Origin of the sequence: Aquimarina sp. MMG015, assembly GCF_018100855.1 — a bacterium.
GTDB lineage: Bacteria > Bacteroidota > Bacteroidia > Flavobacteriales > Flavobacteriaceae > Aquimarina > Aquimarina latercula.
The window spans coordinates 247,233-271,914 of record NZ_JAGJEB010000007.1 but is presented as its reverse complement, the minus strand read 5'-3'; the positions used below and the strand labels follow the sequence as shown (position 1 = coordinate 271,914).

The 24,682-nt window shown below is 32.0% G+C and carries 21 protein-coding genes; 11 read left to right on the top strand and 10 right to left on the bottom strand.

The features are described from left to right. Positions 1-54: 54 nt before the first annotated feature. Positions 55-2,208, bottom strand: coding sequence for a TonB-dependent receptor domain-containing protein (locus tag J8L88_RS15280; RefSeq protein ID WP_211061171.1), 2,154 nt, complete (start codon positions 2,206-2,208; stop codon positions 55-57). Between the two features lie 198 nt (positions 2,209-2,406). On the opposite strand from J8L88_RS15280, the gene J8L88_RS15275 reads away from it, so the two are divergent. Both J8L88_RS15275 and J8L88_RS15270 read left to right on the top strand, forming a co-directional pair. Next, positions 2,407-3,213, top strand: coding sequence for a GLPGLI family protein (locus J8L88_RS15275; protein WP_211061170.1), 807 nt, complete (start codon positions 2,407-2,409; stop codon positions 3,211-3,213). A gap of 117 nt (positions 3,214-3,330) precedes the next feature. After that, the gene (locus tag J8L88_RS15270; protein WP_211061169.1) at positions 3,331-4,206 is read left to right on the top strand and encodes a GLPGLI family protein; all 876 of its coding nucleotides are present in this window, start codon (positions 3,331-3,333) and stop codon (positions 4,204-4,206) included. A 19-nt stretch (positions 4,207-4,225) separates the two neighbouring features. Here J8L88_RS15270 and J8L88_RS15265 read toward each other — a convergent pair whose 3' ends face one another. Next, a complete protein-coding gene (locus tag J8L88_RS15265; protein WP_118385466.1) occupies positions 4,226-5,524 on the bottom strand; it encodes an NAD(P)/FAD-dependent oxidoreductase in 1,299 nt (432 codons plus the stop codon). A 209-nt stretch (positions 5,525-5,733) separates the two neighbouring features. On the opposite strand from J8L88_RS15265, the gene J8L88_RS15260 reads away from it, so the two are divergent. Beyond that, positions 5,734-6,228 (top strand): RNA polymerase sigma factor, encoded by a 495-nt coding sequence (locus tag J8L88_RS15260; RefSeq protein WP_027392160.1) that lies wholly within the window; start codon positions 5,734-5,736, stop codon positions 6,226-6,228. Positions 6,229-6,230: 2 nt separating this feature from the next. Continuing rightward, on the top strand, positions 6,231-6,854 hold the full coding sequence (locus J8L88_RS15255; protein WP_118385467.1) for a hypothetical protein: 624 nt from the start codon (positions 6,231-6,233) through the stop codon (positions 6,852-6,854). Positions 6,855-6,890: 36 nt separating this feature from the next. Here the strand turns inward: J8L88_RS15255 and J8L88_RS15250 are convergent, their stop codons facing one another. Continuing rightward, positions 6,891-8,072, bottom strand: coding sequence for an LETM1-related biofilm-associated protein (locus J8L88_RS15250; RefSeq protein WP_211061168.1), 1,182 nt, complete (start codon positions 8,070-8,072; stop codon positions 6,891-6,893). Between the two features lie 173 nt (positions 8,073-8,245). Between J8L88_RS15250 and J8L88_RS23680 the strand changes: the two genes are divergently transcribed. From J8L88_RS23680 to J8L88_RS15220, 6 genes are all read left to right on the top strand, one after another. Then, positions 8,246-8,917 carry a DUF4331 family protein gene (locus J8L88_RS23680; RefSeq protein WP_211061220.1) on the top strand — a complete coding sequence of 224 codons (672 nt, stop codon included), beginning with the start codon at positions 8,246-8,248 and terminating at the stop codon, positions 8,915-8,917. Between the two features lie 26 nt (positions 8,918-8,943). After that, complete coding sequence (locus J8L88_RS23675) at positions 8,944-9,558, top strand: DUF4331 family protein (protein WP_211061167.1); 615 nt, start codon at positions 8,944-8,946, stop codon at positions 9,556-9,558. Between the two features lie 132 nt (positions 9,559-9,690). Further along, entirely contained in the window at positions 9,691-10,983 is a 1,293-nt protein-coding gene (locus J8L88_RS15235; protein ID WP_211061166.1) for a tetratricopeptide repeat protein, read from the top strand. Between the two features lie 33 nt (positions 10,984-11,016). Further along, positions 11,017-13,248 (top strand): TonB-dependent receptor plug domain-containing protein, encoded by a 2,232-nt coding sequence (locus tag J8L88_RS15230; protein ID WP_211061165.1) that lies wholly within the window; start codon positions 11,017-11,019, stop codon positions 13,246-13,248. A gap of 192 nt (positions 13,249-13,440) precedes the next feature. After that, complete coding sequence (locus J8L88_RS15225) at positions 13,441-13,977, top strand: GNAT family N-acetyltransferase (RefSeq protein ID WP_211061164.1); 537 nt, start codon at positions 13,441-13,443, stop codon at positions 13,975-13,977. 128 nt (positions 13,978-14,105) lie between these two features. Next, on the top strand, positions 14,106-15,107 hold the full coding sequence (locus tag J8L88_RS15220; protein WP_211061163.1) for a hypothetical protein: 1,002 nt from the start codon (positions 14,106-14,108) through the stop codon (positions 15,105-15,107). A 91-nt stretch (positions 15,108-15,198) separates the two neighbouring features. Here the strand turns inward: J8L88_RS15220 and J8L88_RS15215 are convergent, their stop codons facing one another. The 7 genes from J8L88_RS15215 to J8L88_RS15185 form a co-directional block, all read right to left on the bottom strand. After that, complete coding sequence (locus J8L88_RS15215; protein ID WP_211061162.1) at positions 15,199-16,770, bottom strand: hypothetical protein; 1,572 nt, start codon at positions 16,768-16,770, stop codon at positions 15,199-15,201. A 201-nt stretch (positions 16,771-16,971) separates the two neighbouring features. Then, a complete protein-coding gene (locus tag J8L88_RS15210) occupies positions 16,972-17,772 on the bottom strand; it encodes an anti-sigma factor domain-containing protein (RefSeq protein ID WP_027392150.1) in 801 nt (266 codons plus the stop codon). A gap of 2 nt (positions 17,773-17,774) precedes the next feature. Further along, positions 17,775-18,305, bottom strand: coding sequence for an RNA polymerase sigma factor (locus J8L88_RS15205; RefSeq protein WP_211061161.1), 531 nt, complete (start codon positions 18,303-18,305; stop codon positions 17,775-17,777). A 112-nt stretch (positions 18,306-18,417) separates the two neighbouring features. After that, positions 18,418-19,020 carry a superoxide dismutase family protein gene (locus J8L88_RS15200; RefSeq protein ID WP_027392148.1) on the bottom strand — a complete coding sequence of 201 codons (603 nt, stop codon included), beginning with the start codon at positions 19,018-19,020 and terminating at the stop codon, positions 18,418-18,420. Positions 19,021-19,106: 86 nt separating this feature from the next. Beyond that, positions 19,107-19,853, bottom strand: a complete 747-nt coding sequence (locus J8L88_RS15195; RefSeq protein WP_027392147.1) for an LVIVD repeat-containing protein — start codon at positions 19,851-19,853, stop codon at positions 19,107-19,109. 11 nt (positions 19,854-19,864) lie between these two features. Then, positions 19,865-20,389: a hypothetical protein gene (locus J8L88_RS15190; protein ID WP_211061160.1), complete on the bottom strand. Its 525-nt coding sequence runs from the start codon at positions 20,387-20,389 to the stop codon at positions 19,865-19,867. Positions 20,390-20,484: 95 nt separating this feature from the next. Further along, positions 20,485-20,967, bottom strand: coding sequence for a YdeI/OmpD-associated family protein (locus J8L88_RS15185; RefSeq protein WP_211061159.1), 483 nt, complete (start codon positions 20,965-20,967; stop codon positions 20,485-20,487). 492 nt (positions 20,968-21,459) lie between these two features. On the opposite strand from J8L88_RS15185, the gene J8L88_RS15180 reads away from it, so the two are divergent. After that, complete coding sequence (locus tag J8L88_RS15180; RefSeq protein ID WP_211061158.1) at positions 21,460-24,675, top strand: M36 family metallopeptidase; 3,216 nt, start codon at positions 21,460-21,462, stop codon at positions 24,673-24,675. Positions 24,676-24,682 lie beyond the last annotated feature (7 nt).

Sequence of the window (24,682 nt, the reverse complement as noted above, 5' to 3'; positions counted from 1 at the left end):
GTGTGTTTTGGAATTAAATAATACCGAACTGTAGTTTTTTTGAGATGAATTGTATTACAGATTATCCAATTGATTATCGTTTTTATTATCACTGATTGTCCAAAAGAAACCGACTATAAAGAAACGATCAGCAGTTGGTCTAATAGCACGTCTAGCAAAATCACCATTAATGTTAGGAGTATTGGCATATTGATAGTTAAATACATTGTCAAAACCTAGTACATTAGATACTGATACAAATAAAATCTTTTGTTGACTAATTAGATAAGCCCAACTCATATTTAAAGAATTAAATGTTCTTGTCTTTTCGCCTAAAAAGTTAATAGTATTTGGATCTGTGTATGGACGTCCAGAAGCAAAATTATAGGTAGCACTGATTAAAGATTTCCAATCTTTAGCCCAATATTTTCCAACTACAGATAGATTATGTTTTGCGGCAAAATTTGGAGTAGCACGTTCTGGGTAATTTCTATAATTTCTCTTTGTATCCAAATAGGAGTAACTCGCCCAATATTCGAAATTCTTAATAGATTTATTGTCTCTCCAATAAAGGTCTAATCCAGCTGCATATCCATCTCCATTGTTGTTGTAAAAACTGTCAAATTCTGGTAAGTCAGTATCGAATTTGACTAAACTGTTATAGCTTTTATAATACCCTTCTGCTCGTAAGGTTCTTCCATCATTTTGGTACAAGTAGTTAAGAATATAATGTGATGACTTTTCTGGGTCTAATGAACTATTATATTTAAGGACATCTTGCTGAGGTGTTTGGTAAAAATCTCCATATGCTAAAGAAATTTGAGATTTATCTGCAATTTTATACGCTAAAGAAGCCCTAGGAGATATCTTCGTAACATCAAGTAAAGCATTGTGAGTAGCCCGTAATCCAACCTGCATTGCTAATTTTTTGTTGAAAAACACATTAGCTTCAGAAAAAGCAGCAGTACTGTTATTTTTAAAACTACTCTGAAAATTTCCAAAGGATTGAGCATTTGCTTCTTCTTTAAAATTACCTAAGAATTGTTCTGCTCCAAAACTTAGTTTAAATCGATTACTAAATCTTTTTCTTAGTTTTATTTTTAGATGTGCGCTATTATCATCATTATCAACATTAGTTTCTTCAATTTTTATGTCATTGTGATCATTGGCAAAACTTGCTCCAGTAGCTAATGTCCAATCATTTCTTAGATCACCTTTATAAGAGGCATTTAGATATAGATTTCTATTAGTAAGTCCAAAGTTTATTCCTGCAGGTCTGTTAATATCTTCCTGAATTAATTGGAAATCAGCATAATTTAAGCCTCCATATAATTTGAATAAACCATTATTAAATTGATGTCTATAAACAGCTTCACCGGACAGTGACTCGAAAGGTTTAATCCAATCTACACGTTGAGAAATGATTTCCTGATATGGTTTTAGATTAAGGTAAAATGCGTTGATACTTAAGGAATTTTTCTCCCATTTTTGTGTGTTTCCTACACCAAGACCTACAGTTATAAAAGATAAATCTGTTTTTTCTTGTTCTGGTTCATTAATGGTATTTAAAAGTAATACACTAGATAAAGCATCTCCATATTCTGCAGAATACCCGCCTGTAGAAAAGTTGGTGCCTTTAAATAGAAAAGGAGAGAAACGACCACGAGTAGGAATGTTATTAGCTGTTGCTGAAAAAGGTTGAAAGACTCTTAAACCATCAATGTAAACATTAGCTTCATTAGCATCACCACCTCTTACAAATAGTCGACCATCTTCTGCCACAGTAGATGTTCCTGGTAAGGTTTGGAAGGCACCAATATAATCTCCGGCTGCTCCTGCGGTAGTAACAATATCCAAGGGAGTCAATACTGATGCTTTACTATTGTCTCCTGCAGAAAAAGTACCTGCGTTAAGAATAACGCTTCCTAAAGAATTTACATCTTCTTTTAGTACTATTTTTAGATCTTTCATTTTGTTTACAGAGGCATTGAACACATATGTTTCGAAAGAAAGAAAAGATACAATCAACATTTGTTCTCCCGTTTCGGAGGTTGTAAAAGTGAATGTGCCATCATCTGTTGTTGATGCCCCGTCGTAGGTGCCTTCTAAATAAATATTAGCCCCAGGAATAGGAGCGCCAGATGGTTCTGTAACGGTTCCCGAAATGGTAGTTTGCGCATGTAAAAATGATATGGTGAGTAATAAAATTATGGTTAGTAATGATTTCATCTGTTCTTTTGTTGTTTTTAATTGATACACCAAAATTGAATCAAAAAATCAGATGATAAAATTGAATATAACCCAACTGTCGAAATAATAGGATGGAATGTTGTTTGCGGGAAAAATGATAATAATAAAATAAACTAAGAAATTAGTTGAATCATTCAACTAATTTCTTAGTTTTGCTTTTTGTACACAAATATCTTTATGAAAATTACACTTCTATTATCAATTTTTCTATTTATGTGTGTAAGGAATTATGCGCAAGAATTTACCGTTTTCTATAACGAAGTCAGAAAAGCGAATTATCGGCAGTTAAGATCTTCTATGTTAGATATTATTCCAAGGACAGAGGATGATATGTCATTGATAAGAGATAAAGCCAAAGACCATAGTAACGAATTGAAGCGTTATGAATACAACAGCGTACTAAGAATAGATGGTAGTAAGTCAATCTATTATCCTATAGAACGACAATATAATGACACAATAAATAATTCAGTTACTTACGGAAAAGGAGGTAAGCGAGTTTTTATAAGTAGAGAAACATCAGAAAAAGAGTATAAGGTTGTGTATATCAACAAGCGTAAGAAGAAAAAATCAAGTGTTGAATATGCTTACGGGAAGGAATATTTAATTGAAGAAAAGTTATCTAAATTAAATTGGAAAAAAACGAATGAAACCAAAAAAATGTTTGGATACACTTGTAAAAAAGCATTGTTGTTTAAATCGTTAAAAAAAGAATTTACCGGTTCTTACGGGGTATATACTACTAAAAACCAAAAACCTGTAGAAGTATGGTATACAGAAGATATAGATAGTTCATTTGGTCCAGCTGGATATTGGGGCTTACCGGGATTAATAGTAAAAGTGGTGGAGGACGATGCAGTTATCGTTATAGATAGAATACTTTATACACTAGATGGCTTTAAAGTAAAACCACCGAATACAGGAGAAAAAATTACTAGAGAAGAATTAGAAGATATTCCAATGTTACTTTTTAATGAACATTGATGAATTGTTAAAATATAAAATAGATGTTACAGGGAATTTATAAGAATTAAAGGGTAACATTTTTAATGAATATAACACTTAGATATATACTATAGTTATAATAGAAATTAGAAACGGATGAAAATTAAACTACTCTTAATCATTTTATTTTTTTCTTTTTTAGGAAAAAGTCAGGAAATTACTGTGTTTTATAAAGAGAAAAGAAAACCCGCTCAGGTTTCGAGACGTCATGCACCGATGGATACAGAACACTTTAAGATTTATATGGATGAAATAAAGAGAATCAAAGCGGCTAGTATAGCTGATAAGGATAAAGATTCTACTGATATATTTCGCCAAATGATACAGGAGCAAGCGAATAAAATGTCTGCTCATTCTATGAAAATTTTTAAAGAAACTAAGAAGAAATCTTTGGATATTCCAGCATATGACTTTGTTACTGTTCTAAAGGTTAAGAATGAAAATTCATTGTACTATCCACAAGATAAAGTTAGTAATGATACTGTATCCTATACCAGAACAAATAAAACAGGCCGCGAATTTGTGGATGAACGGGTCAATTATAATAATTCAGAAATTATTTATATAAATCATAAGAAAGATCAAAAAATCAGTTCGCTAAAGATTTATGAATTTGATCAAAGAAATAGACAGTTTTTGATAGAGGAAAAGTTAATGGATTTACAGTGGACACTAACAAAAGAGACCAAAAAAATTGATCAATATGTATGTTATAAAGCTGTACTAAACAACTCTGATAAAAGGGTAGAAGCTTGGTATACCAAAGAGATTATAGCTAATCACGGTCCAAAAGGATATTATGGATTACCTGGACTTATTCTAGAATTAAAAGAAGGAAAGAAAACAGTCCGTTTTCACAAAATTCATTTACTTTCTTCGGATACTATGGATATTAAACCACCAACCGAAGGAGAAAAAATTACTAGAGAAGAACTTAAAGATTTACCTTCTAAGTTGTTTAATCAATATTAGAATATGATCTTAAATAGAATTACACTCGTTCTACTTCATTTTCTTTTTTATTCTTAAAAGGTCTTACTATAAGTCTTGCAGCTTTATCATAATTAATATAGTTATACGTCCAATTAAAAAACGTAACAAAACGATTTCTAAAACCTACTAAAAACCATAAGTGTATAAACATCCAAACAAACCAAGCGAAAAATCCTCCAAAACGGAATTTGCCTAAATCTACAACAGCTTTATTACGACCAATAGTAGCCATAGATCCCTTATCAAAATACTTAAAAGGAATCATTGGCATTCCTTTTAATTGCCTTTTAAGGTTCTTTACGAGATGATTTCCTTGTTGTATTGCTGGTTGGGCTACCATAGGATGTCCTTTTGGATATTCATCCGTTTGCATTAAAGCAATATCCCCAATAGCATATACATCATTATAACCTTCGATTTGATTATATTCATTTACCTTATATCTATTAGCTCTTGGTATAAGAGTATCTGCTTGTAATCCTTCTACCGGAGCACCAGTAACTCCAGCTGACCATATAAAAGTTGCAGTTTTTAAAGAAAGATCAGTATTGGTAGATACCAAGTTTGATTCATAATTAGTTACTTGTGTATTGGTATGAATACGAACCCCCATTTTTGTAAGAAATTTAGAGGCTTTTTCCGATGCGTTTGTACTCATAGGAGGCAAAACGCGATCCGCTCCTTCTATTAAATGAATTTCCATTTCACTAAAATCCATATCAGGGTAATCACGCGGAAGTACATTGAGCTGTAATTCTGCAATTCCTCCTGCTAATTCTACACCAGTGGGTCCTGCACCGGCTAATACAAAACGTAATAATTCTTTTCTCTTTTCTGGATCTGTAGTAATAACTGCCTGTTCTAGATTTTCTAACAATAAGCTTCGTAAATTTAACGCTTGTGGAAGATTTTTCATTCGCATCGCATTTTTTTCGATAGTTTCATTGCCAAAGAAATTAGTTCGCGCTCCAGTTGCAATAACTAAATAATCATAAGTAATACTACCTATGTTTGTATGTACTTTTTTCTCGTTAGGATCTATAGAGCTTACCTCAGTCATTCTAAAAAACGTATTTTTTCCACGTTTTACAATTTTTCTTAAAGGATACGCAATAGAATCAGGTTCTAAAGATGAGGTAGAAACTTGATATAATAAAGGCTGAAATGTGTGATAATTGTGTCTATCTAATAGTACGAGTTGTACATCTTCTTTGACCATTTTTCTGGCCAATGCAACTCCTGCAAAACCACCTCCGATAATCACTAATCTTGGTAAATTAGTATAAGGAATGTTCATAAATAAAGTGTTGTTCTACAAAGATAAAATGATAATATCATATACCCTACAGAATATTTATTTTTGTTGTTTTTATGTGATAAACTACCTGATTATTAGTTTTTTATTGTTTGTTTTTATTAAAGGATATTTATAATATGTGTAAATTTTAGTTTTTAATGTGTAACGTATTTGTTTTATTACCTACTTATTAGGTGTAACTAACTGAAGTGAATAAAGAATTAGAACATAGTTTTGTAACTAATCTTGAGCAAAATCAAAATATTGTGCACAAGGTTTGTAGGATATATACGAATGATGCAGAATCACATAATGATTTGTTTCAGGAGATTACTATCCAGTTATGGAAGGCGTATCCAAAATTTAGAGGAGATTCGAAATTCAGTACTTGGATGTATAGAGTTTCTTTGAATACGGCTATTACGTTATATCGTAAATCAAAAAGAAGTATTAAGACTTCTGATTTTGATACTATGGATTTCAAAATTAAGGCAGAAGAGTATGATGATGAAATAGAACAACAGCTTAAGTTAATGTATGCAGCAGTAAAACAATTAAATGATATTGAAAAAGCGTTAGTTTTTCTATATCTGGAAGACAAATCATATAAAGAAATTGCAGAGACTATGGGAATCTCTGAAGTAAATGCAAGAGTGAAAATGAATAGGGTGAAAACGAAGTTGAAAAAAATATTAAACCCATAAGCATGGATGAATTAGAATTATTAAAAAAAGACTGGAAGAATCAAGACGAAGCGCTTCCGAAGTTATCATATAATGAAATCTACAAGATGATATTGAAAAAATCATCTTCGATGGTAAAATGGATTTTTATCATAAGTGTTTTAGAATTTATTGTATGGTCATCAATAGATATTATAGTTAGATTAACTGGTCAATACGAAGAATTAGAGGTTCTTGGTTTAGAAGGCTTTTCAATGTTTACAACGATATTGTCATATGGGATATTACTATACTTTATGATCAGGTTTTATCTAAATTATAAAAATATCCAGACAACGGATTCAGCAGCTGTTTTGATGAAAAATATTCTAAATACAAGAAAGACAGTAAAACAGTATGTATGGATTAATATAAGCTTTCTTGCGATAACGACATTGGTTGTAATCACATATATGGCATTTTATACAGATGCTTATACTAGCAAGTCAGCAGATCAAGAAGTTCCAATTTATCTGGTTATAGTGACTTCTGTGATAGTATTGGCTATTTTTATAGGACTCTTAGCACTGTTATATCGATTGATTTATGGTATACTGACTAGAAGGTTAAAAAAGAATTATAAAGAACTTCAGAAATTAGAAGTATAAACAACAAATAAAAAATCCTGATTTAATCAGGATTTTTTATTTGTTTTCGTTAAATGCAGAAGGTAATAACTGAGGAATAAATTTTATTAATAGTGGTAATAATAAACTACCGCCAGGAAGAATAAAAATTGCAAGAGAAGGAATCGTTTTGCATACATCTAGTAATTGCTGCTTCATTTGTTGTTTTTCCTCTTTAGATAAATCTCTAACCGCAGATTGACCTAATAAAATCATTAAATCCTTACTTTCAGAAATTTCCTTAATTAATCTTTTCTTATTTCTAAGGATTAAGATACTTACAGTCCTCGAGGTTTGCTTATAAAAGTGGTGTGCCGGATTAGAATAATTAAAAAAAGATATTTCTTCTTTATGCTCTTTTACAAATGATTGCACAGAATGTAGGGATTCTCTAACCCATTGATTTGGTAATATAAGTTCTGCTCCTAATGCACGCATAAAATCTTGTTCTCCTAAATCAATTTCTTTATCATTCCAAACGGCTAAACTTGTTAGATCCAGAATATATCTTTTCTCTAATTCATCAGTGTACGTATCTAAATCTATTTGATCAAAACTAGCATCTTCATCAGTATTTACCTTGGTATATCGTACAGAAGAAGCAAAAAGCTTAACTAGTAACTCATAGTAATCATCTTTTTCTATTTTCGAATTTAGAGCAAGAAAAACAATATTTGTTAATGTTTCTTCTAGAGAAGCAGCGTACTCAATGGGGTTTATATCATGAATCAAAAAATGCTCAAAAGCTAGAACATCAATAAACAATAAGGCATTTGTTAGTAAATGACTAAAATTCTTTTTGAAAATAGATTCATTCGTCTGAATCCTCGTATTAATTATTTTTTCTAGTTTCTCACTTTTACTAGTTGTCAATGCATTGACAAAGGAAAAAAAAGATTTTTTGGTATCTAAGTATTCATAAAACTCTATTAAAGCTTTAATACAGTCTTTAGAATCTCCATTATCAATAGTATCATAATACGTAACTACCAAAGCAGTAAAAAGATTTATCTTAGTTTTCTCTTCCTCTGAGTATGTGATTTCCGAATCATATGACAAAGCTATTTCTACAGAAGTACCATATATAAAACCTACCTTCCTTAGTTCTGGATATAATTCATCTAGTGATGATAAAGAAAGAGAATCTATATCAAAATCTCTAAGAAATTTATCTATCCAACCAGCTGTTGATGGGTTCATAGGTTTGTAGGTTTAGCACAAAGGTAAATTTATTTTTCATCTAACGGCATTCAACGATAATCTAGATCTATAAATTAATAGTTAACAAATTTTTAACACACTTGAGAAAACCGTGTTCTTTTTATCCTCGTATGTAATAGCGTAAACATTTAAAATTAAATAAAATGAACAAGATTAGAAAAACAAATTTATTTATTCTAGGAGGTCTCTTTAGCCTAGGAGCAGTTTTTATGGCAGCAGATCATATAGATGCTCCAGCAGTTGTAGGAAGTACCGCTGACATTACGGATCTGTATGCTTTTGAAGGAGCAAATCCAGATAATACGGTGTTTGTAGCAAATGTTCAAGGGTTGTTAGCTCCAGGAAGCTCGGCAACTTTTGATGAAAACGTTCTAGTAGAAATTAACATCGACAATGATGGCGATCTGTTAGAAGATCTAGTGATACAAGCTATACCTAGAGATGGTGTGATGTATTTTTTTGGCCCTTATCAACCTTCACAGACTGGTTTGAATAGTACTATTGATGATGATACACAATACTTAGGTCAAGTTGCAATAAGTACAGGGTCTAATGCCACTACATCAGAAGCAAATGGAATTTCTTATTTCGCAGGTTTAAGAGAAGATCCTTTCTTTTTTGACTCCAATCAGTTCAATGCCATTATTGGCGGAATGGCTTCTGGAGGATTTAATAACCCTGGTAATGATGATTTTGATGGAACTAATGTATTATCGATAGTCGTAGAAGTGCCTAACTCACTTTTAGGAGGAACATTTAGCCACCCGGCAGGAACGGGTGTTGAGGTATTTAATACTTGGGCAGAAGCAAAAAGAAAACAATAATCAAGAATTTTTAAATAATAGATATTATGAAACTAAATAAATTAAAAAATATATCGGTTGCTTTAATCATACTAGTTGGATTAGCAAGCTGTAGTAATGATGATGATGTAATTGTAGTTAATCCGCCTATAGTTTTAGATTTCTCTGGAACCTTTGCGCAAGAAGATCAAATGGGACGTCCTGGTATTAATACTGTTTTTAGTGCGACACCTGATATAGAGAATAGTTTTAATGTAACGATTCCTTCCGAACAAGGAGCAAATTTTCAATCATTATTCGAAACTCAATTAGCCGGGCTGCATAATGCATTTGGAGCAACTTATGAGAATAATATCTTAGGATTAGATATTACAACCTTAACTACAGTTTTAGCATCAGATGTATTACAAGTAGCGCCAGGAGTACCAACAACTTATTTTGATGGCACCAATGTGCTAACAGGAAGAACATTAACCGATGATGTAATCGATGTATCGTTAATTTTATTATTTGGTGGACAAACAGGAGATCGATTTAATGGACAAGATTTAGATAATGATGGAACTCCAGATTTACCAATACTTGTTACAGATGGAGTTAGTAATTCTGGGGAGACACCTTCAGATACATTCCCATACTTAGAGTCTCCACACGGTTCGTAAGTAAGACCATATTCTTTACTGTCAAGCTGAGTCTATCATCGGTTAAATCAGCCCTCGAATGATTTGGTATGCCTTAATAAAGGTCGATATGGTAGGCTCAGAATGATGGTGTAAACTCAAAAAACAAAACAAATGAAAATATCAAATAGTATCATAGTTCTCTTAATAGGAATGTTTGTTGTTTCCTGTAATAAAGAAGAAACAACCATTACGAATCCAGAAGATTATGCCGTATATCTTACTAAGCATAACAATCAAACAAGAAAAGAAGCTAAAGAAGAGCTTCAATTTTGGAATTCTAGAATAAAAGTAGACAGTCTTCAGATTACAGCTTTAGCACCAGCTGCAGCTGCATATACAGAACTATTTCATTCTACTGGAGATATAGCTTATCTTAAATTAGCTGAGAAAGCATTAACAAAATCTGTAGATGTAGCAGCAATTGGAAAATCAGGGTATCTTTTAGCATTAGCGCATAATTATATATCCCAACATAGATTTATTGAAGCAAAAGAAGCAGCACAAGGTGCTTATCTTTTAAAAACAAATAGTAAGGCGACAGAAATGGTCCTGTTTGATATATCTATGGAGTTAGGAGAATATGAAAATGCGGATAAGTATTTACAAAAAATAACAAATCAGAGTGATTATAATTTTCTAATTCGTTTAGCTAAATGGAATGATTATAAAGGTAATTTGGATGCTACTATTAGGAATATGGAAAAGGCATTGAAAATTGCAGAGAGTAGTAAAAACAAAGGGTTGCAATTATGGTCCTATACCAATTTAGCGGATTACTATGGTCATGCTGGTAGAATAGAAGAGTCTTATGATCATTATTTAAAAGCTTTAGCAATTGATTCTTCCAATGCATATGCAAAAAAAGGTATTGCGTGGATTATATATTCTTATGAGCATAAACCAGAAGAAGCATTAAAAATTCTTGATGCGGTTATGTCTGATTATCAAAGCCCGGACTATTTTTTATTAAAAGCTGAGATAGGGGAGTTTCAAAAAAATGATACTGTCAAAAAAATTAACCTAATAAAATATTATAATTCAGTTAAAGATAATAGATACGGTGCTATGTATAATACGCATACGGCATTGTTCCTTGCAGAAGAATATGGTGAGTATGATAAAGCATTAGCTATAGCTGAAGAAGAAATACAGAACCGTCCAACACCACAATCTTATGATTTAAAGGCATATATATTAAATTTAAAAGGAGATCATAAAGAAGCATTGTCGATTGCTGAGAATTATATAGTTAATAAGACATTTGAACCTGTAGCGAATCTTCATATTGCTCAGATTTATAAAGCAAATAATTTATCAGAAAAAGTAAGTCCAATAATTGAAGAATTGATGGAAAGTAGTTATGAGTTAGGACCTGTTATTTCTAAGGAATTAATGAATCTGTAAAAATTACTTTCTTTTAAATTATTAAAAAATACCATGAAAAATATACTTGTGATATTCTCGCTGATATTCGGCTTACACACTTACGCTCAAAATCAAACTTTAAAAGGAAAAGTTGTTGATGCATTTGATACGGCTCTCTCCGAAGCGTATGTATATAATAATCAAGCTGAGAGCCATACCCACACTTTAGAAAATGGAACTTTTTTACTTTCTAAAGTAGCAATTGATGATACATTAACCATACGCTTATTAGGTTTTGAAACGAAAAACTTAATTATTAAACAAGTCGATTTTGATAACGGAATTGAAATAATGTTAGAAAGTAAAATTTTTCAGTTGGATGAGTTGATCTTAAAACAGGAGATTAATCCATTACAGCTGATTAATAAAATAGATATGAAAGTAAATCCGGAAAGCTCTTCTCAAGAATTGTTACAAAAAGTCCCAGGCCTATTTATAGGTCAACATGCAGGTGGTGGTAAGGCAGAACAGATTTTCTTAAGAGGGTTTGACGTTGATCATGGGACAGATATTTCAATTTCTGTAGATGGTATGCCAGTAAATATGGTATCTCATGCACATGGACAAGGATATGCAGATTTACATTTTATTATTCCTGAAACTATTGATAAAATACGTTTTGGAAAAGGATCTTACACGGCTGATCAGGGAAACTTTAATACAGCTGGATATGTAGCATTTAAAACAAAAGAAAGTTTTACTAATAATAAAATTAAAGTAGAAGCAGGAGATTTCAATACTATACGTACAGTTGGCTTATTTAATCTTTTAGGTACTTCTCCTAAAGAAAATGCCACATTAGCATTAGAATATCTAGAGAGTGATGGTCCTTTTGATTCGCCTCAGAATTTTAATAGAATTAATGTAGTTGGGAAATATACTAAGGAGTTATCAGATAATAAAAAAATATCAGCCACAGCTTCACATTTTACAAGTCGTTGGGATGCTTCTGGACAAATACCAAATAGGGCAGTAGCGCAAGGTGTTATCTCGAGATTTGGAGCTATTGATGATACAGAAGGTGGAATCACATCTAGAACGAACTTTAATCTGGCATACGATACTTTTATTGCAGAAAACTCGACGTTTAGAACCAATGTGTTTTATACAATGTATGACTTCGAATTATATTCTAATTTCACTTTTTTTCTTAATGACCCTGTAAATGGAGATCAAATTAGACAAAAAGAAAGCAGAAAATTGTTTGGTTTTAATAGTGTTTTTAGTTCTAGAAAATATTGGGATCAGGTAGAGTTAGAATTAAATGGTGGAATCGGATTGCGGAATGATGCGATTGATGATAATGAATTATCCAGAACAGCTAATAGGAATGAAACCCTCGAACGTGTAAGTTTAGGAGATGTAAATGAAACAAATGCATATGCTTTTGCAGATGTAACTTTTGATTTCGGGAAGCTAAAAATAACACCTGCTGTTCGTTTGGATTATTTTAAATATGTCTACGAGGATGCATTATTGGCTCCTTTTACTGTTCTATCTGAGACAAAATCTATTATATCACCTAAATTGAGAATTTCTTACGATCCAAGTGATAACTTACATTTTTTTGCAAAATCAGGAATTGGATTTCACGGTAATGACACTAGAGTAGTAACTGCCCGAAATGGAGAAGAAATTTTACCTAATTCATATGGTATAGATTTTGGAATGAATTGGAAACCTTTCTCAAAAATATTTTTGAATACGACACTTTGGTATTTAGGATTGCAACAAGAGTTTGTATATGTGGGAGATGAAGGAGTAGTTGAACCTAGTGGGAAAACTAGAAGAACCGGAATTGATATTAGTGGAAGATATCAAGTAAATGATTGGTTGTTTTTAGACTCGGATGCGACCTACACATATGCCAGAAGTATAGAAGAGCAAAATGGTAATGATTATATTCCTTTAGCTCCAAAATTTACTGCTGCAGGAGGAATAAGAATAGAGAGTTTACATAATTTCTCTGGCGGGATACGTTTCAGGTATTTAGGAGATCGCCCGGCAACAGAAGATAATAATATCCAAGCAAAAGGATATATGGTGATTGATATGTCATTGAATTACAGATGGAAGCAATTTGATTTTTCATTAAGTGTTGAGAATTTATTTGATACAGAATGGAACGAAACACAATTTGCTACAGAATCTAGGTTAGCAAACGAAACTCAATCAGAAGAAGAAATTCACTTTACACCTGGCACACCATTTTTTGCAAAAGCAGGAATAACATATAGGTTTTAGAATATAATGATGAATAGAATAAAGTATCGAAAAGATAATTGAGTTAATTGGTTTTGTTTTTTGATGTTGTTAGTAAGAGCTTGTTTATAGGGGGAACAGGCTCTTTCTTCTTAGTATGGATATATTGGTGAAATATTCTTAATATTACTTATATAAAAATGGTTACGAATTATTTAAAAAATTGATATAATAATGAAAGTACATATAGAAACAGAACGATTAATTATAAGAGATCTAGAGGAATATGATGTACAAGGAATTTTTGAACTTGATTCGGACCCTGAAGTTCATGAGTTTTTAGGAAAAAAACCTATAAAAACAATTGAAGAAGCAAGACAAGTAATAAAATTTATAAGAACTCAATATAAAGAAAATGGAATTGGACGTTGGGCAATTATTGATAAGGAAACTGAAGATTTTATTGGTTGGACTGGATTAAAATATGAACAAGATTTACGAAAAGAATTTAATTATTATGATTTAGGTTATAGACTTAGAAAAAAATACTGGGGAATTGGAATTGCAACGGAAACAGCAATAGAATCGCTCAAATATGGATTCGAAAGACTTGACTTAAAAGAGATTGGTGCTGCTGCAGATATAAATCATCTAGCATCAAATAATATATTAAAGAAAATCGGTTTAACATTTGTCGACAGATTTGATTATGAAGGAGTATCTCATAATTGGTATAAAATTAAAAAGACAGAATGGATAAAGAATAAATAAAGAGATGATAATAAGAATATCATGTTTAGATCTTATCTAATTAATTAACTGAAAATGAAAATTGGGTTTACAATTAAGCATATCTTTGGTTGTAATATCTCCATAAATCAGACAATCAAAACTATCTAATGAAGAGACCTACAATAATCATCTATAGTTTTATCTTTTTATCCTTGGCACTTAATTCGTGTAATTTTATAAGTAGTAATAAGGAAGGTAATTCTGAGAACATAGATAATACGGAAGAAGATAATAGACCTTATTTTGAAGGTGAAATTAAACTATCAGAATCTAGAGGACTTTACGGCGATTTAACAAAAGTGCATACTACTTATTTTATATCAGAGTATAAGATAAAAAGAGAGCAAAGATGGGGAGGTGTTTATAGTGTATTGGATAATTATGCAGGCATCATTATTGATTTAAAAAAAGACAGTGTAGTAATGTATTATGCTGATAAATTCAGTGACAAAAGAAATAAACATACACTTAGTATTAAAGATTATAAATCGCAGCTAGAAAATAAAGTGATGCCAAGTGGTATACCATCTCCTGTGGATCATACTTTTAAACTATTACCGGCTTACAGATTGATTGAGCAAATAAAAGATTCTACGATAATTAAGGAGTTTAGTTGTGATTTTACACGATATCATGATGATACGGATTTTCTAAAACAAGATATATTCGATTCTAAAGAAATAAAGGTAAAACGGGAATTATTAGATATGGTTTTTTTAAATCTTCCTGATGAGATTAATTTCCCTTTAAAATCAGATGTAAAAACCACCTTTTCTGAAATTAGTAATGATTCGATAATAAAAGGAAAACAAACGAAGGCTATTGATCAGTTAGCAAGAAAGATATTACGTAAAAAAGATTCTACGATTAAAAAAGAAACAGATTTAGAAAAATTATCTAAAAATAAATGGCTCAATATGGGACTACAAATTCTTAAAAAAGGAGTAGATCTGAACATTCATATAACTACAGATGTTTCAGAGTTTTCTATTAGAGCATTATCAAAAATAGATATTTCTATACCATCTGGAGATTTTGATGAAATTTCAGATTTTGATGAGTTTCTAAACACGCTTCCTACGGGTGGAGGTGGAGATTTTGATGATTAAAACTTAACTTATAGGAGATAAAGTCATAGAATATATACTATATCCTATGATTCATACTGAGAATGATAGGATATAGTATGTTATTGAATTTTTATGGTGTATTCACTGTTTTAGTTTCATTTAAGGCCTGTATAGCTTGATATACGTGACTCAGGTCTGTTGGTTTTAATCCAGGTGTTTTAGAATTAGAATGACAGGAAAAACAACTACCATATTCACTGTATGCAGCTCCGTTTTGGGCATAGGTTTCCATTGTACTATTAGCTAATTGACTTGTTCCAATAGCAACTCCATTAGTTGTTAAGGTTTCGGAATAACTTTTTCCGGTTGGTGCTGCACCATCATTTGTCCAAGTAGCGCCAATAAAGATATAATTTTTACGCATATCTCCACTCGTTAATTGTCCTAGAACGCTATTATTGGTAGATATGATTTGACTATTAGAGGCTGCGACTGATTTATTTTCAGGATTTGGAACGCCAGTATTTGCAACTCCCCAAGGTTTTGTCATCTTAGTATTACTAGGAGTAATGGTTTGTGTTGGACTTGTTTTTGTGTTTGCAATGATATCTCCTTTATCATAAGTCATATGAGATTTATTGTAGGTGCCACTCGCACTATTACTATTTAGTAACCAATCATTTCCAGTATCAGCTGCAACAGAAATAGTGGCTGGTGGAGTAGCATTGTTTACGTATTCATAGGTTAAATTTGGAGCATTACTAACATGCTCGAAAGTTGCCCAAACCATTTCTGGGTGCCCTGAGGTACTACCTACAATATGTATTCCTACAAGAGCAAGTTTTGCTGTTTTAGTTCCATTTGGTGTCCATTTTGTATCTGTTTTAGTATATGTTGGGATGATAGCATCCATAGTGATATACGTACCAATATCTGATTTAGAAATACTATCAGCCTCTACCCAAGATGTTTTGATTTCGATGGCCAGGGTTTCAGGATCTTTTAATGTTACTCCTTGACTTTTAGCAAATGCTGTAATACTATCTAAGGTAGTTTGGGTTGTGGGAAACTCATTGTCATAAAGCTTTCCTGTTTTGGCACCTGTCAAAAATTGAGCATATACATCATTAACCATAGTAATATAATATAAAAGAGATCCATTTTGTGCTAATAACACATCATCAGTCGCTTGACCTTCTTCAGTATCAATTAAAGGATCATTTTTTTGAGTGTTTGCAACTGCACTAATCAATTGTCCTGGTACATGAGGAATTAATGTTCTTTCTTTATCTACAACTGGAGAAACTGTATAAAAAGCAGGTGTTTCTATTACAGTACCATTGCTATAATCACCTTGTTTTACTGGAGATGTCATCCAAAGAAACATTCGTTCAGACCATTTATAAAAATCGCAATTGTTTAGGTGTTTAAAGGTTACACTATTGGCAGGCGTTACAATACCGTTTTTGGAAACACTATTAGTTTTAAACCAAGATTCAAAACTAGAAGCATCTACTACACAAGATTGTAAAACATCAGAGGGAAGTTTAGAGTTTACTGGAGTTACTGCTGCGATCAATGTCTCGGTATTTTCATTTGGTGAGTCTGTAGTATATTCTTTTTTTTCTTTTTTATTACAAGAAATAATTATAGCTACCATTATAAGTAGTAGTACTACATTGCTAAAAGATGATTTTTTCATTTGTTAGTTATTTAGTTAGTATTTGCTTAGGCAAAATATTATAATCGAATAGACTAAAATTACCCCAAAAAAAATAACTGTAACAGCGTATTTATACGTGTTTTTTAGTAAAAAATACTTCAAAAAAAAGCAATAAGAAAAAGCTAAAAGCACCTTTAGTAGCTAATTATAAGTTTCCCGTAATTGAGAAAATGATAAATGTTATGATTCTACGGTACCCAGAGTGTATAGTTGTTCCATAGTAGGAGATTCACTTCCTCCTTCTGGTTCTAGAGTGATACCAAAAGCTTCTGAATCATTAGTGTTTGTAAGAGAGAATATTTTGATTCCATCTTCTGCGAACTTGTCTAAAATACCTAAACTAGTTGGAGTAAGTGGATCCAATTTTAGAGACCACACTTGATATACTTTACCTGGTGGTGGAGTAGGTAATCCAGCAACATCTATGTAAGTAGTTTGTTTTTCCTTATCCCAATAGACAGCTGCGTATGCTGTAGGATCCACTTGTTGAGCTTGTAAAGGAATCTGTAATACATCTTTATCACGTAATACACTTAAAAGTGATTTGACTTTAGATAGGTCTTCTTCTGCGATATTAATTTTTCCTTCGAGTAGCTGTTGCTCTATTTGTGATTGAACAACTTGTTGACGTAGTGTTTTGTTTTTGTTAAACTGAATAAATAATCCAATTAACAAAGCGATAGAAGCAGCCCAACCAATATACGTAGTCCAATTTGTTCGTTTAGGAGTAATAGGGATCACATCTGTTTCTTTATCCGTAAGATTTAGTTTTTCCTTAATACGATTAAAAACAGATTCTGGGTTATAAGGAGCTGCTGATACAGAAAGTTGCATAAGAGATTTTTCAATCTCTCTTACTTCTTGTTCAATTTCTGGATGTTCTTTTAAAGCTTTGTATACTTCGGCATTCTCTTTTTCGGATAATGCGCCGTATACATAAAGCTCTAATATTCCAGATGATATGTATTGTTCTATATCCATAATTATTCAGCCAAGACTTCTCTTAATTTATTAATACAAATTCTGTTCCGAGTTTTAATCGTTCCAATTGGAATGTTTAATTCTTCTGAAGCCTCTTTTTGTGTGAACCCTTTAAAAAACAATAAATCAATAACTTTTTTACAAATAGGTTCAAGTATTTCTATATACTTTTTTATACCTATAGCGTCAACTTTACTTGAGAAACTATTTTTATCTTCTAATATATCTACGAAAGAATCAGCAGTTTGGTTTTGTTGAGAATTTTTAAACCCTAAAGATCTTGTTTTATCAATAGCAGCATTTCGAGCAATATTAAGTATCCAAGTAAAAAAACGTCCTTTTTTTTCGGAATATGTATCCGCTTTATCCCAAACTTTTATAAAAACATCCTGTAATACTTCTTCAGATAAAGTCTCATCTTTTAGAATGCTATAAATAATACCTAGTACATTTTCGGAATACATTTCATAAATACGTTGAAACGCCTTTTCGTTTTTTTGTTGTAACTGAATTATTAATTCTCTAGGCTGCATGCAAAGTCCGTTCGTATATTACTAAAGTACTGCTTTTCTTTAAAAAAAGAAAAAGAGCACATCTTATAGATATACTCTTCTTATATTTAATTACTTTATAAAGTTTTATTTCTTATTCTATAATTCCACCACAACTAACTCTACTTCCGGCAGCACCTGAAGGTTGAGAAGTGTAATCATCAGTTCCTTGATGTACTATTATAGCTTTACCTACAATATCTTTTTTCTTGTCCTCGCAACCAATACACCATTCATTTGTAGCGAAGGTGATAGATCCTTTACCATCTGTAGCAGCATTAAAGTTACCAATATCTCCTTTGTGGTAACCTTTTGAAGCTCCCCATTTTCCATGAGGTTCCATAGTTGGATTCCAATGGCCTCCGGTAGATTTACCATCTACAGAAGAACAGTCTGCTTTTTCGTGAATATGAATCGCATGTTCTCCTTCTGATAATCCATTTAAATAAGCAACCATAGTAACCATACCGCTTTCTTCTGTAAAAGTAATATTACCAGATACATTGCTATCACTTTTTGGTGTTAAAGAGATCGCTAATGTTTTTATCTCGCTCTTATCTTCTTTTTCCTCAGTAGTTTCTTCTGTGATTTCTTCGTTTACTTTTTTATCATATTCCTTTCCTTCCTTCTTATCTCCTTTGCAGCCAAGAACAACAATAGTAAGAAAAGCAATTACCACTAGATTTAGAGTTTTCATAATTTAATGATTTGTTACGTTTAGAGTAAACTAATATAGGACTGTTTTAGCTTATAGCAAAGGATTTAAGAGGTTTTTAGATTTCGTTAAATATTAATTGTGCTTAATTCAGTAATACTTATACCTAAATTTACATCCGGAGTAAGTCTATATTGATATAACCCTGTCTCACCAATTGCGATTAATAAATTCCCAGATATAATGACATCAAATGCATTGTTGTTAATCGAAGTAACCAGATTTGATTCTGATGGATCAGAAACATCGAAGATTTTAATTTCGTCATCACAAACAATTAAGAAATTGTTATAAAGCCCTAATCCTCTTGGGAAAGTAAGGTTTCTGGAATTGATCAGAATGGGTTCCGTAATAGTGGTAACATCATAGATTTGTAAGACATTAAGATTATTACCACAAAATGTATCGGAGTGTAAAGTAACGAATGCATGTGTATCATTTGCAATAACAGGGTCACAAGCGGTAAAATGTTCTACTTGAGAAAGTTTTTCGGGAAATTCTGGATTTGTTAATCCATATATAAACATTCCGTTTCTTGATCCTATATATAAATAGTCTTTATAACTAAAAAGTGTTTCGATATTAAAACCAATCGGTATGGTGTTAACTTGTACGGGATCTTTGATATCAGTAATATTAAATACGGTAAGATCCGTATTATCTACAGTGTATAGATAATCTCCTTTTAACGTAAAGGTTGCTAAAGATCCACCAATTCCATCATTATTTATTGGAGATAAAGAGTCGTTAGAAGAATCGGAATCGCAACTAAAAATAATAAAGGAAGTGAGTATCATAAGTATACATTTTTTCATAATATTTGGCGTTAGTTGATTAATATCCATCCTATTACAACATTGTTTTCAGGTATATCGAAAGGCAAAAAACCATCTGGGGACCGCATTTCCGGAAATACATTGATTACTCTTTTAGTAAGTGTAATACCGTCAGTGTTATTATATTCTATTGCAATTAAATCAGTAGCTTGATTAATGTATATCATATTATCACGAATCGCTAAATCAGTTGATCCTGGAGCTTCAAGAAATTTTAACGGAGTAGGGGATGTAGGATCTGTGTTATCATAGACATGAAAACCTCTATGAACTTCATTGATAAAAAGTAAATTATCCTTACTGTAAATTTTACCCGAAGTATTAATTGAAATAGGATCTTTCAAAGAAACTGAATTTTCGAAATCATTTCTATCTAATAATATAGGTTCATATTGCGAAAATGCTGGGTCTATTGGAAAATCATCATCGTTGTTGTCGCAATCTACCAGAAAAGGACAGCAACTTTGTAGGCTTATGAGTAGTAAGCCAAAAATAATTAATTTTGTTTTTTTCATCTTTTGATTGTTTGATTAAAAGATGAAAAGAATTTATAAAGGTTGCGTCGATTAAAAGAACTTAGTTTCCTTTTTTCTAATCTAATTATTTTCTGTTATAGCTTTTTAATAAGTTGTTTTTTGTCTCTTATACCAAGTTTTAGGTTCTCAGTAATGATCAAAGCCTTGTCTATTTTGGTCTGAGAGTTTTTAAACTGTAGTACATAATAAATTAAACTTCTTTTCATACCAGCGGTAAGTGATTCGAATATGTCAGATGCCTCAGGATCACTTTGTAATACGGCTTCTAGTTCTTCGGACATTTCTACACCGTATTTAGAAGTATCTTCTAGTAATTGTATATTAAAATAATCATTAGGTAGAACACCAAGTTGTTTCTGTTTTCTTTGACTAAACATAACATAAAATTGTTCCTTTCTTTTTAATAAAGCTGCGTGAAATTTAATATGGGTATCCTTAAAACTTATTTCGACAATTACTCTTTTCTGATTGTTAGTAATAAATGATTTGGCAATTTCCAAAGGAATTAGTACGCTATGTGATGATTGTAAGGAGGTAATAAAAACTGGGCTTTTCATTTATATATTTATGTTTTCTTCTATAATACAGTTATCCAAATAGTTTTTTTTATCTGAAAAGTTATAGTAATATGTTTTTGTTTTAACCAAAAACATATAAATGTTTTAAGTCAAAATATTTATGTATTAGAATAAGTTGTTTAATGTTTTTTTTGTTTCGTTAATCAAATCGATCTAAAATAACTTATAAAGTGCTGTTTTAATAAAAAAAGTAAAAAAAAAATCTACAGGTATCCCGTAATTAAAAAAAGGTATAGTTATTATTCTGATTATCAGTATATGTGTAGCGATATGTTAAAAAAAAATAAAAAGTCTAGTATTTATGTAGGTTAACTAACAATTGGTAGTTTAAATAACTACCTGAATTTTTGTTTTAGGGAAAATTCAGTGAAAATGTGAAATTGTTAAACTTTATTCAGTGATATTAGATTTGTGTCTAAGATGTTTTTGATTTTGTTAATTTTAGTTAACACAAATTCAAATTTTATACATATGAGAAAAATGTACTCGTTTGTCCTATTAACTATGTTGATAGGCCAGGCAATGTTTGCACAAAACATCATGGATGGTATAGTTAAAAACCATCTGAACAGCACAACAGCTAAATCAGCACTAACATCAGACGATGTGTCAGAGTGGGAAGTAACCGATGTGGTTCCTTCTTTAAATCCCGATATACAGCACGTATATGTACAACAGCGTTATCAGGGAATTCCAATACAGTATGCTACATATAAACTTACTGTAAAGAATAATGAAGTAACTTGGAAGATAAATCAATTTATATCGGATCTTAAGTCCAAAGTTACTTCTGCAAAAGCCTCTCTTCCAGCAGAGACGGCAATTATGAATGTTGCTAGAGCTCACAATTTACAATCTCCTCAGTTGGTGAGATCAAAAAGTAAATCTGATGGATCATTAGTTTATGAAAATTCTGGAATTACTTTAGAACCTATAGAGGCAAAACAAGTTTATATCAAGCAAGATGATCAATTGATATTAACTTGGCGTGTTAGTTTATATCAAAAAGACGGTCAACATTGGTGGAATGCTAATGTAGATGCTACTACTGGTGAAATTTTATATACGGAGGATTGGGTAATAACTTGTAATTTTGGTACTCCTGATCATGAAAATCACAATCACGGAGCGTCTGTTTTATTTGAAAAAGAAACGCCAATTGTTCCTGCTCCTACAGCTAAAACTAAGTCAGAAGCGTCAGCAGCGTTTGCTCCTGACTCTTATAATGTATATGCAATGCCTGTAGAAAGTCCTAGTCATGGTAATCGTTCTATAGTAACCGATCCAGCTGATCTTAATGCTTCTCCATTTGGATGGCATGATACGAATGGTAGTGCTGGGGCCGAATTTACAATTACTAGAGGTAATAATGTATGGGCTCAGGAAGATAGAAATGGGAACAATGGTACAGGTTTTTCTCCTGATGGAGGAGCTAGTTTAGATTTTAACTTTCCTATCGATCTTAACCAAGCACCTACAGCATATGATGATGCAGCAATAACAAATCTTTTCTACTGGAATAATATTATGCACGATGTGTTTTATCAGTATGGTTTTGATGAAGCTAGTGGAAACTTCCAAGAAAATAATTATGGAAATGGTGGTGCTGGAAGCGATTCTGTAAATGCTGATGCACAAGATGGAAGTGGAAGTAATAATGCGAATTTTTCTACTCCAGGAGATGGAGGTAATCCTAGAATGCAAATGTTCCTTTGGACAAGTCCAAATCCTGATAGAGATGGAGATTTAGATAATGGAATCATTGCCCACGAATATGGTCATGGTATTTCTATAAGATTAGTAGGTGGACCAGCTTCTAATGGTCTAGGTGGTTCTGAACAAATGGGTGAAGGATGGTCTGATTGGTTTGGGTTAATGCTTACTATGAAAGCTGGTGATTCTGGTACAGATGCTCGAGGAATAGGGACATATGCTTTAAATCAACCAACTACAGGAGATGGTATTCGTCCAACTCCATATTCTATAGATAGATCTGTAAACAATACGGATTATGCAGATATAAATGGATTGGCAGTTCCTCATGGAGTAGGATACGCTTTTGCAACTGTATTATGGGATATGACTTGGGGACTTATCGACGCAGAAGGATTTGATCCAGATTTTTACAATGGAACAGGAGGTAATAATATCGCTTTGGCATTAGTAACTGAAGGATTAAAAAATACAGCTAATAACCCAGGATTCGTTTCTGGTAGAGATGGTATTCTTCAAGCAGATCAAGATTTATATGGAGGGCAATACGAATGTATTATCTGGAAAGCATTTGCTGATCGAGGAGTTGGTCAGGATGCAAATGAAAATAGTAATGGAGGTACTAATACAAATTCTGATCAGATAGTATCTTTTGTTAATCCTTGTGATGGCGGTGGACCTGGACCTGGAGGTGATGAGTGTACTGGTGATATAGCATCATTCCCATATAACGAAAGTTTCGAAGGAAATATTGGAGATTGGTCACAAGTTACTGGAGATGATTTAGATTGGACTGTTGATTCTAATGGAACTCCGTCTAATGGAACAGGACCTAGTGGTGCGGTTGATGGTACTTCTTATATTTATGTAGAAGCTTCAGGAAATGGAACAGGATATCCAAATAAGAGAGCAATTTTAAATTCACCTTGTTTAGACTTTAGTGGATTGACTTCTCCAACATTAAGTTTCCAGTACCATATGGTTGGTAGTGCAATAGGAACTTTTGACGTTGAAGCAAGAACAGATAATACAGGAGATTGGACAAGTGTATTTAGTAGATCTGGTGCTCAAGGAACAGATTGGAACACTGCAAGTGTTGATCTTTCTGCATATGCAGGAAATGCTAGTGTACAATTACGTCTTAATACGGTTACAGGATCTAGCTGGCAAGGTGATGTTACCATAGATGATTTAAGTATTACTAATGGTACTGTTGATCCAGGACCAACTTGTGAGTCAATTAATTTCAATGATTTCTCTATTACTCCTTTCTCTAATCAAGATTCTGCAGGTAATTTCTCTATTGTAAATGGCGGAGCAGGACTATCAATGTCTAATAATACTTGGAAGTATATTCCTCTAAGTTATACGGTAACTGCTAATACGGTTATAGAGTTTGATTTTAGCAGTACTTCTCAAGGAGAGATTCATGGTGTTGGTTTTGAAGATGATAATACATTAACTTCTACTAGATACTTTAAAGTTCACGGTACTCAGAATTATGGGGTAACTAATTTTGATAATTATTCTAGTGGTACAACAACATACGTAATTCCAGTAGGTAATTTCTATACAGGAAGTATGGATAGATTGGTATTCATTAATGATAATGACGCAGGATCAGGAAATAATTCAATCTTCTCTAATGTTAAGATCTATGAAGGATCTTGTGATGGATCGGCTGCTTTAGTAGCAGATTTCGGACCAACAACTCCTATTATAGGAACCGAAGATGAAGAAGGAATTTCTATTTTCACAATTTCACCAAACCCACTACAAAGAGGTGGAGTATTACAGATTGCAATGAAGGATACTAAGAGTACTAATAATACATATTCTATTATGAATATGGTTGGACAAGTTGTTGGACAAGGTACTTTAAGTAATAGTAAAACTATAAGTGTTGGTAATCTTGAAACTGGTATGTACTTATTAAAAGTTCAAGGAGAAACTAAACGATTTATAATAAAATAGATTTAAT

What these genes read in the sequence shown, in the direction of transcription:
- J8L88_RS15190 (WP_211061160.1), bottom strand. Translation starts at nt 20,389, where the DNA reads ATGAAAAAAACAAAATTAATTATTTTTGGCTTACTACTCATAAGCCTA.
- J8L88_RS15210 (WP_027392150.1), bottom strand. Translation starts at nt 17,772, where the DNA reads ATGGATATAGAACAATACATATCATCTGGAATATTAGAGCTTTATGTA.
- J8L88_RS15215 (WP_211061162.1), bottom strand. Translation starts at nt 16,770, where the DNA reads ATGAAAAAATCATCTTTTAGCAATGTAGTACTACTACTTATAATGGTA.
- J8L88_RS15225 (WP_211061164.1), top strand. Translation starts at nt 13,441, where the DNA reads ATGAAAGTACATATAGAAACAGAACGATTAATTATAAGAGATCTAGAG.
- J8L88_RS15265 (WP_118385466.1), bottom strand. Translation starts at nt 5,524, where the DNA reads ATGAACATTCCTTATACTAATTTACCAAGATTAGTGATTATCGGAGGT.
- J8L88_RS15235 (WP_211061166.1), top strand. Translation starts at nt 9,691, where the DNA reads ATGAAAATATCAAATAGTATCATAGTTCTCTTAATAGGAATGTTTGTT.
- J8L88_RS15280 (WP_211061171.1), bottom strand. Translation starts at nt 2,208, where the DNA reads ATGAAATCATTACTAACCATAATTTTATTACTCACCATATCATTTTTA.
- J8L88_RS15250 (WP_211061168.1), bottom strand. Translation starts at nt 8,072, where the DNA reads ATGAACCCATCAACAGCTGGTTGGATAGATAAATTTCTTAGAGATTTT.
- J8L88_RS15230 (WP_211061165.1), top strand. Translation starts at nt 11,017, where the DNA reads ATGAAAAATATACTTGTGATATTCTCGCTGATATTCGGCTTACACACT.
- J8L88_RS15275 (WP_211061170.1), top strand. Translation starts at nt 2,407, where the DNA reads ATGAAAATTACACTTCTATTATCAATTTTTCTATTTATGTGTGTAAGG.
- J8L88_RS15220 (WP_211061163.1), top strand. Translation starts at nt 14,106, where the DNA reads ATGAAGAGACCTACAATAATCATCTATAGTTTTATCTTTTTATCCTTG.
- J8L88_RS15185 (WP_211061159.1), bottom strand. Translation starts at nt 20,967, where the DNA reads ATGAAAAGCCCAGTTTTTATTACCTCCTTACAATCATCACATAGCGTA.
- J8L88_RS15195 (WP_027392147.1), bottom strand. Translation starts at nt 19,853, where the DNA reads ATGAAAAAATGTATACTTATGATACTCACTTCCTTTATTATTTTTAGT.
- J8L88_RS15255 (WP_118385467.1), top strand. Translation starts at nt 6,231, where the DNA reads ATGGATGAATTAGAATTATTAAAAAAAGACTGGAAGAATCAAGACGAA.
- J8L88_RS15200 (WP_027392148.1), bottom strand. Translation starts at nt 19,020, where the DNA reads ATGAAAACTCTAAATCTAGTGGTAATTGCTTTTCTTACTATTGTTGTT.
- J8L88_RS15180 (WP_211061158.1), top strand. Translation starts at nt 21,460, where the DNA reads ATGAGAAAAATGTACTCGTTTGTCCTATTAACTATGTTGATAGGCCAG.
- J8L88_RS15270 (WP_211061169.1), top strand. Translation starts at nt 3,331, where the DNA reads ATGAAAATTAAACTACTCTTAATCATTTTATTTTTTTCTTTTTTAGGA.
- J8L88_RS23675 (WP_211061167.1), top strand. Translation starts at nt 8,944, where the DNA reads ATGAAACTAAATAAATTAAAAAATATATCGGTTGCTTTAATCATACTA.
- J8L88_RS15205 (WP_211061161.1), bottom strand. Translation starts at nt 18,305, where the DNA reads ATGCAGCCTAGAGAATTAATAATTCAGTTACAACAAAAAAACGAAAAG.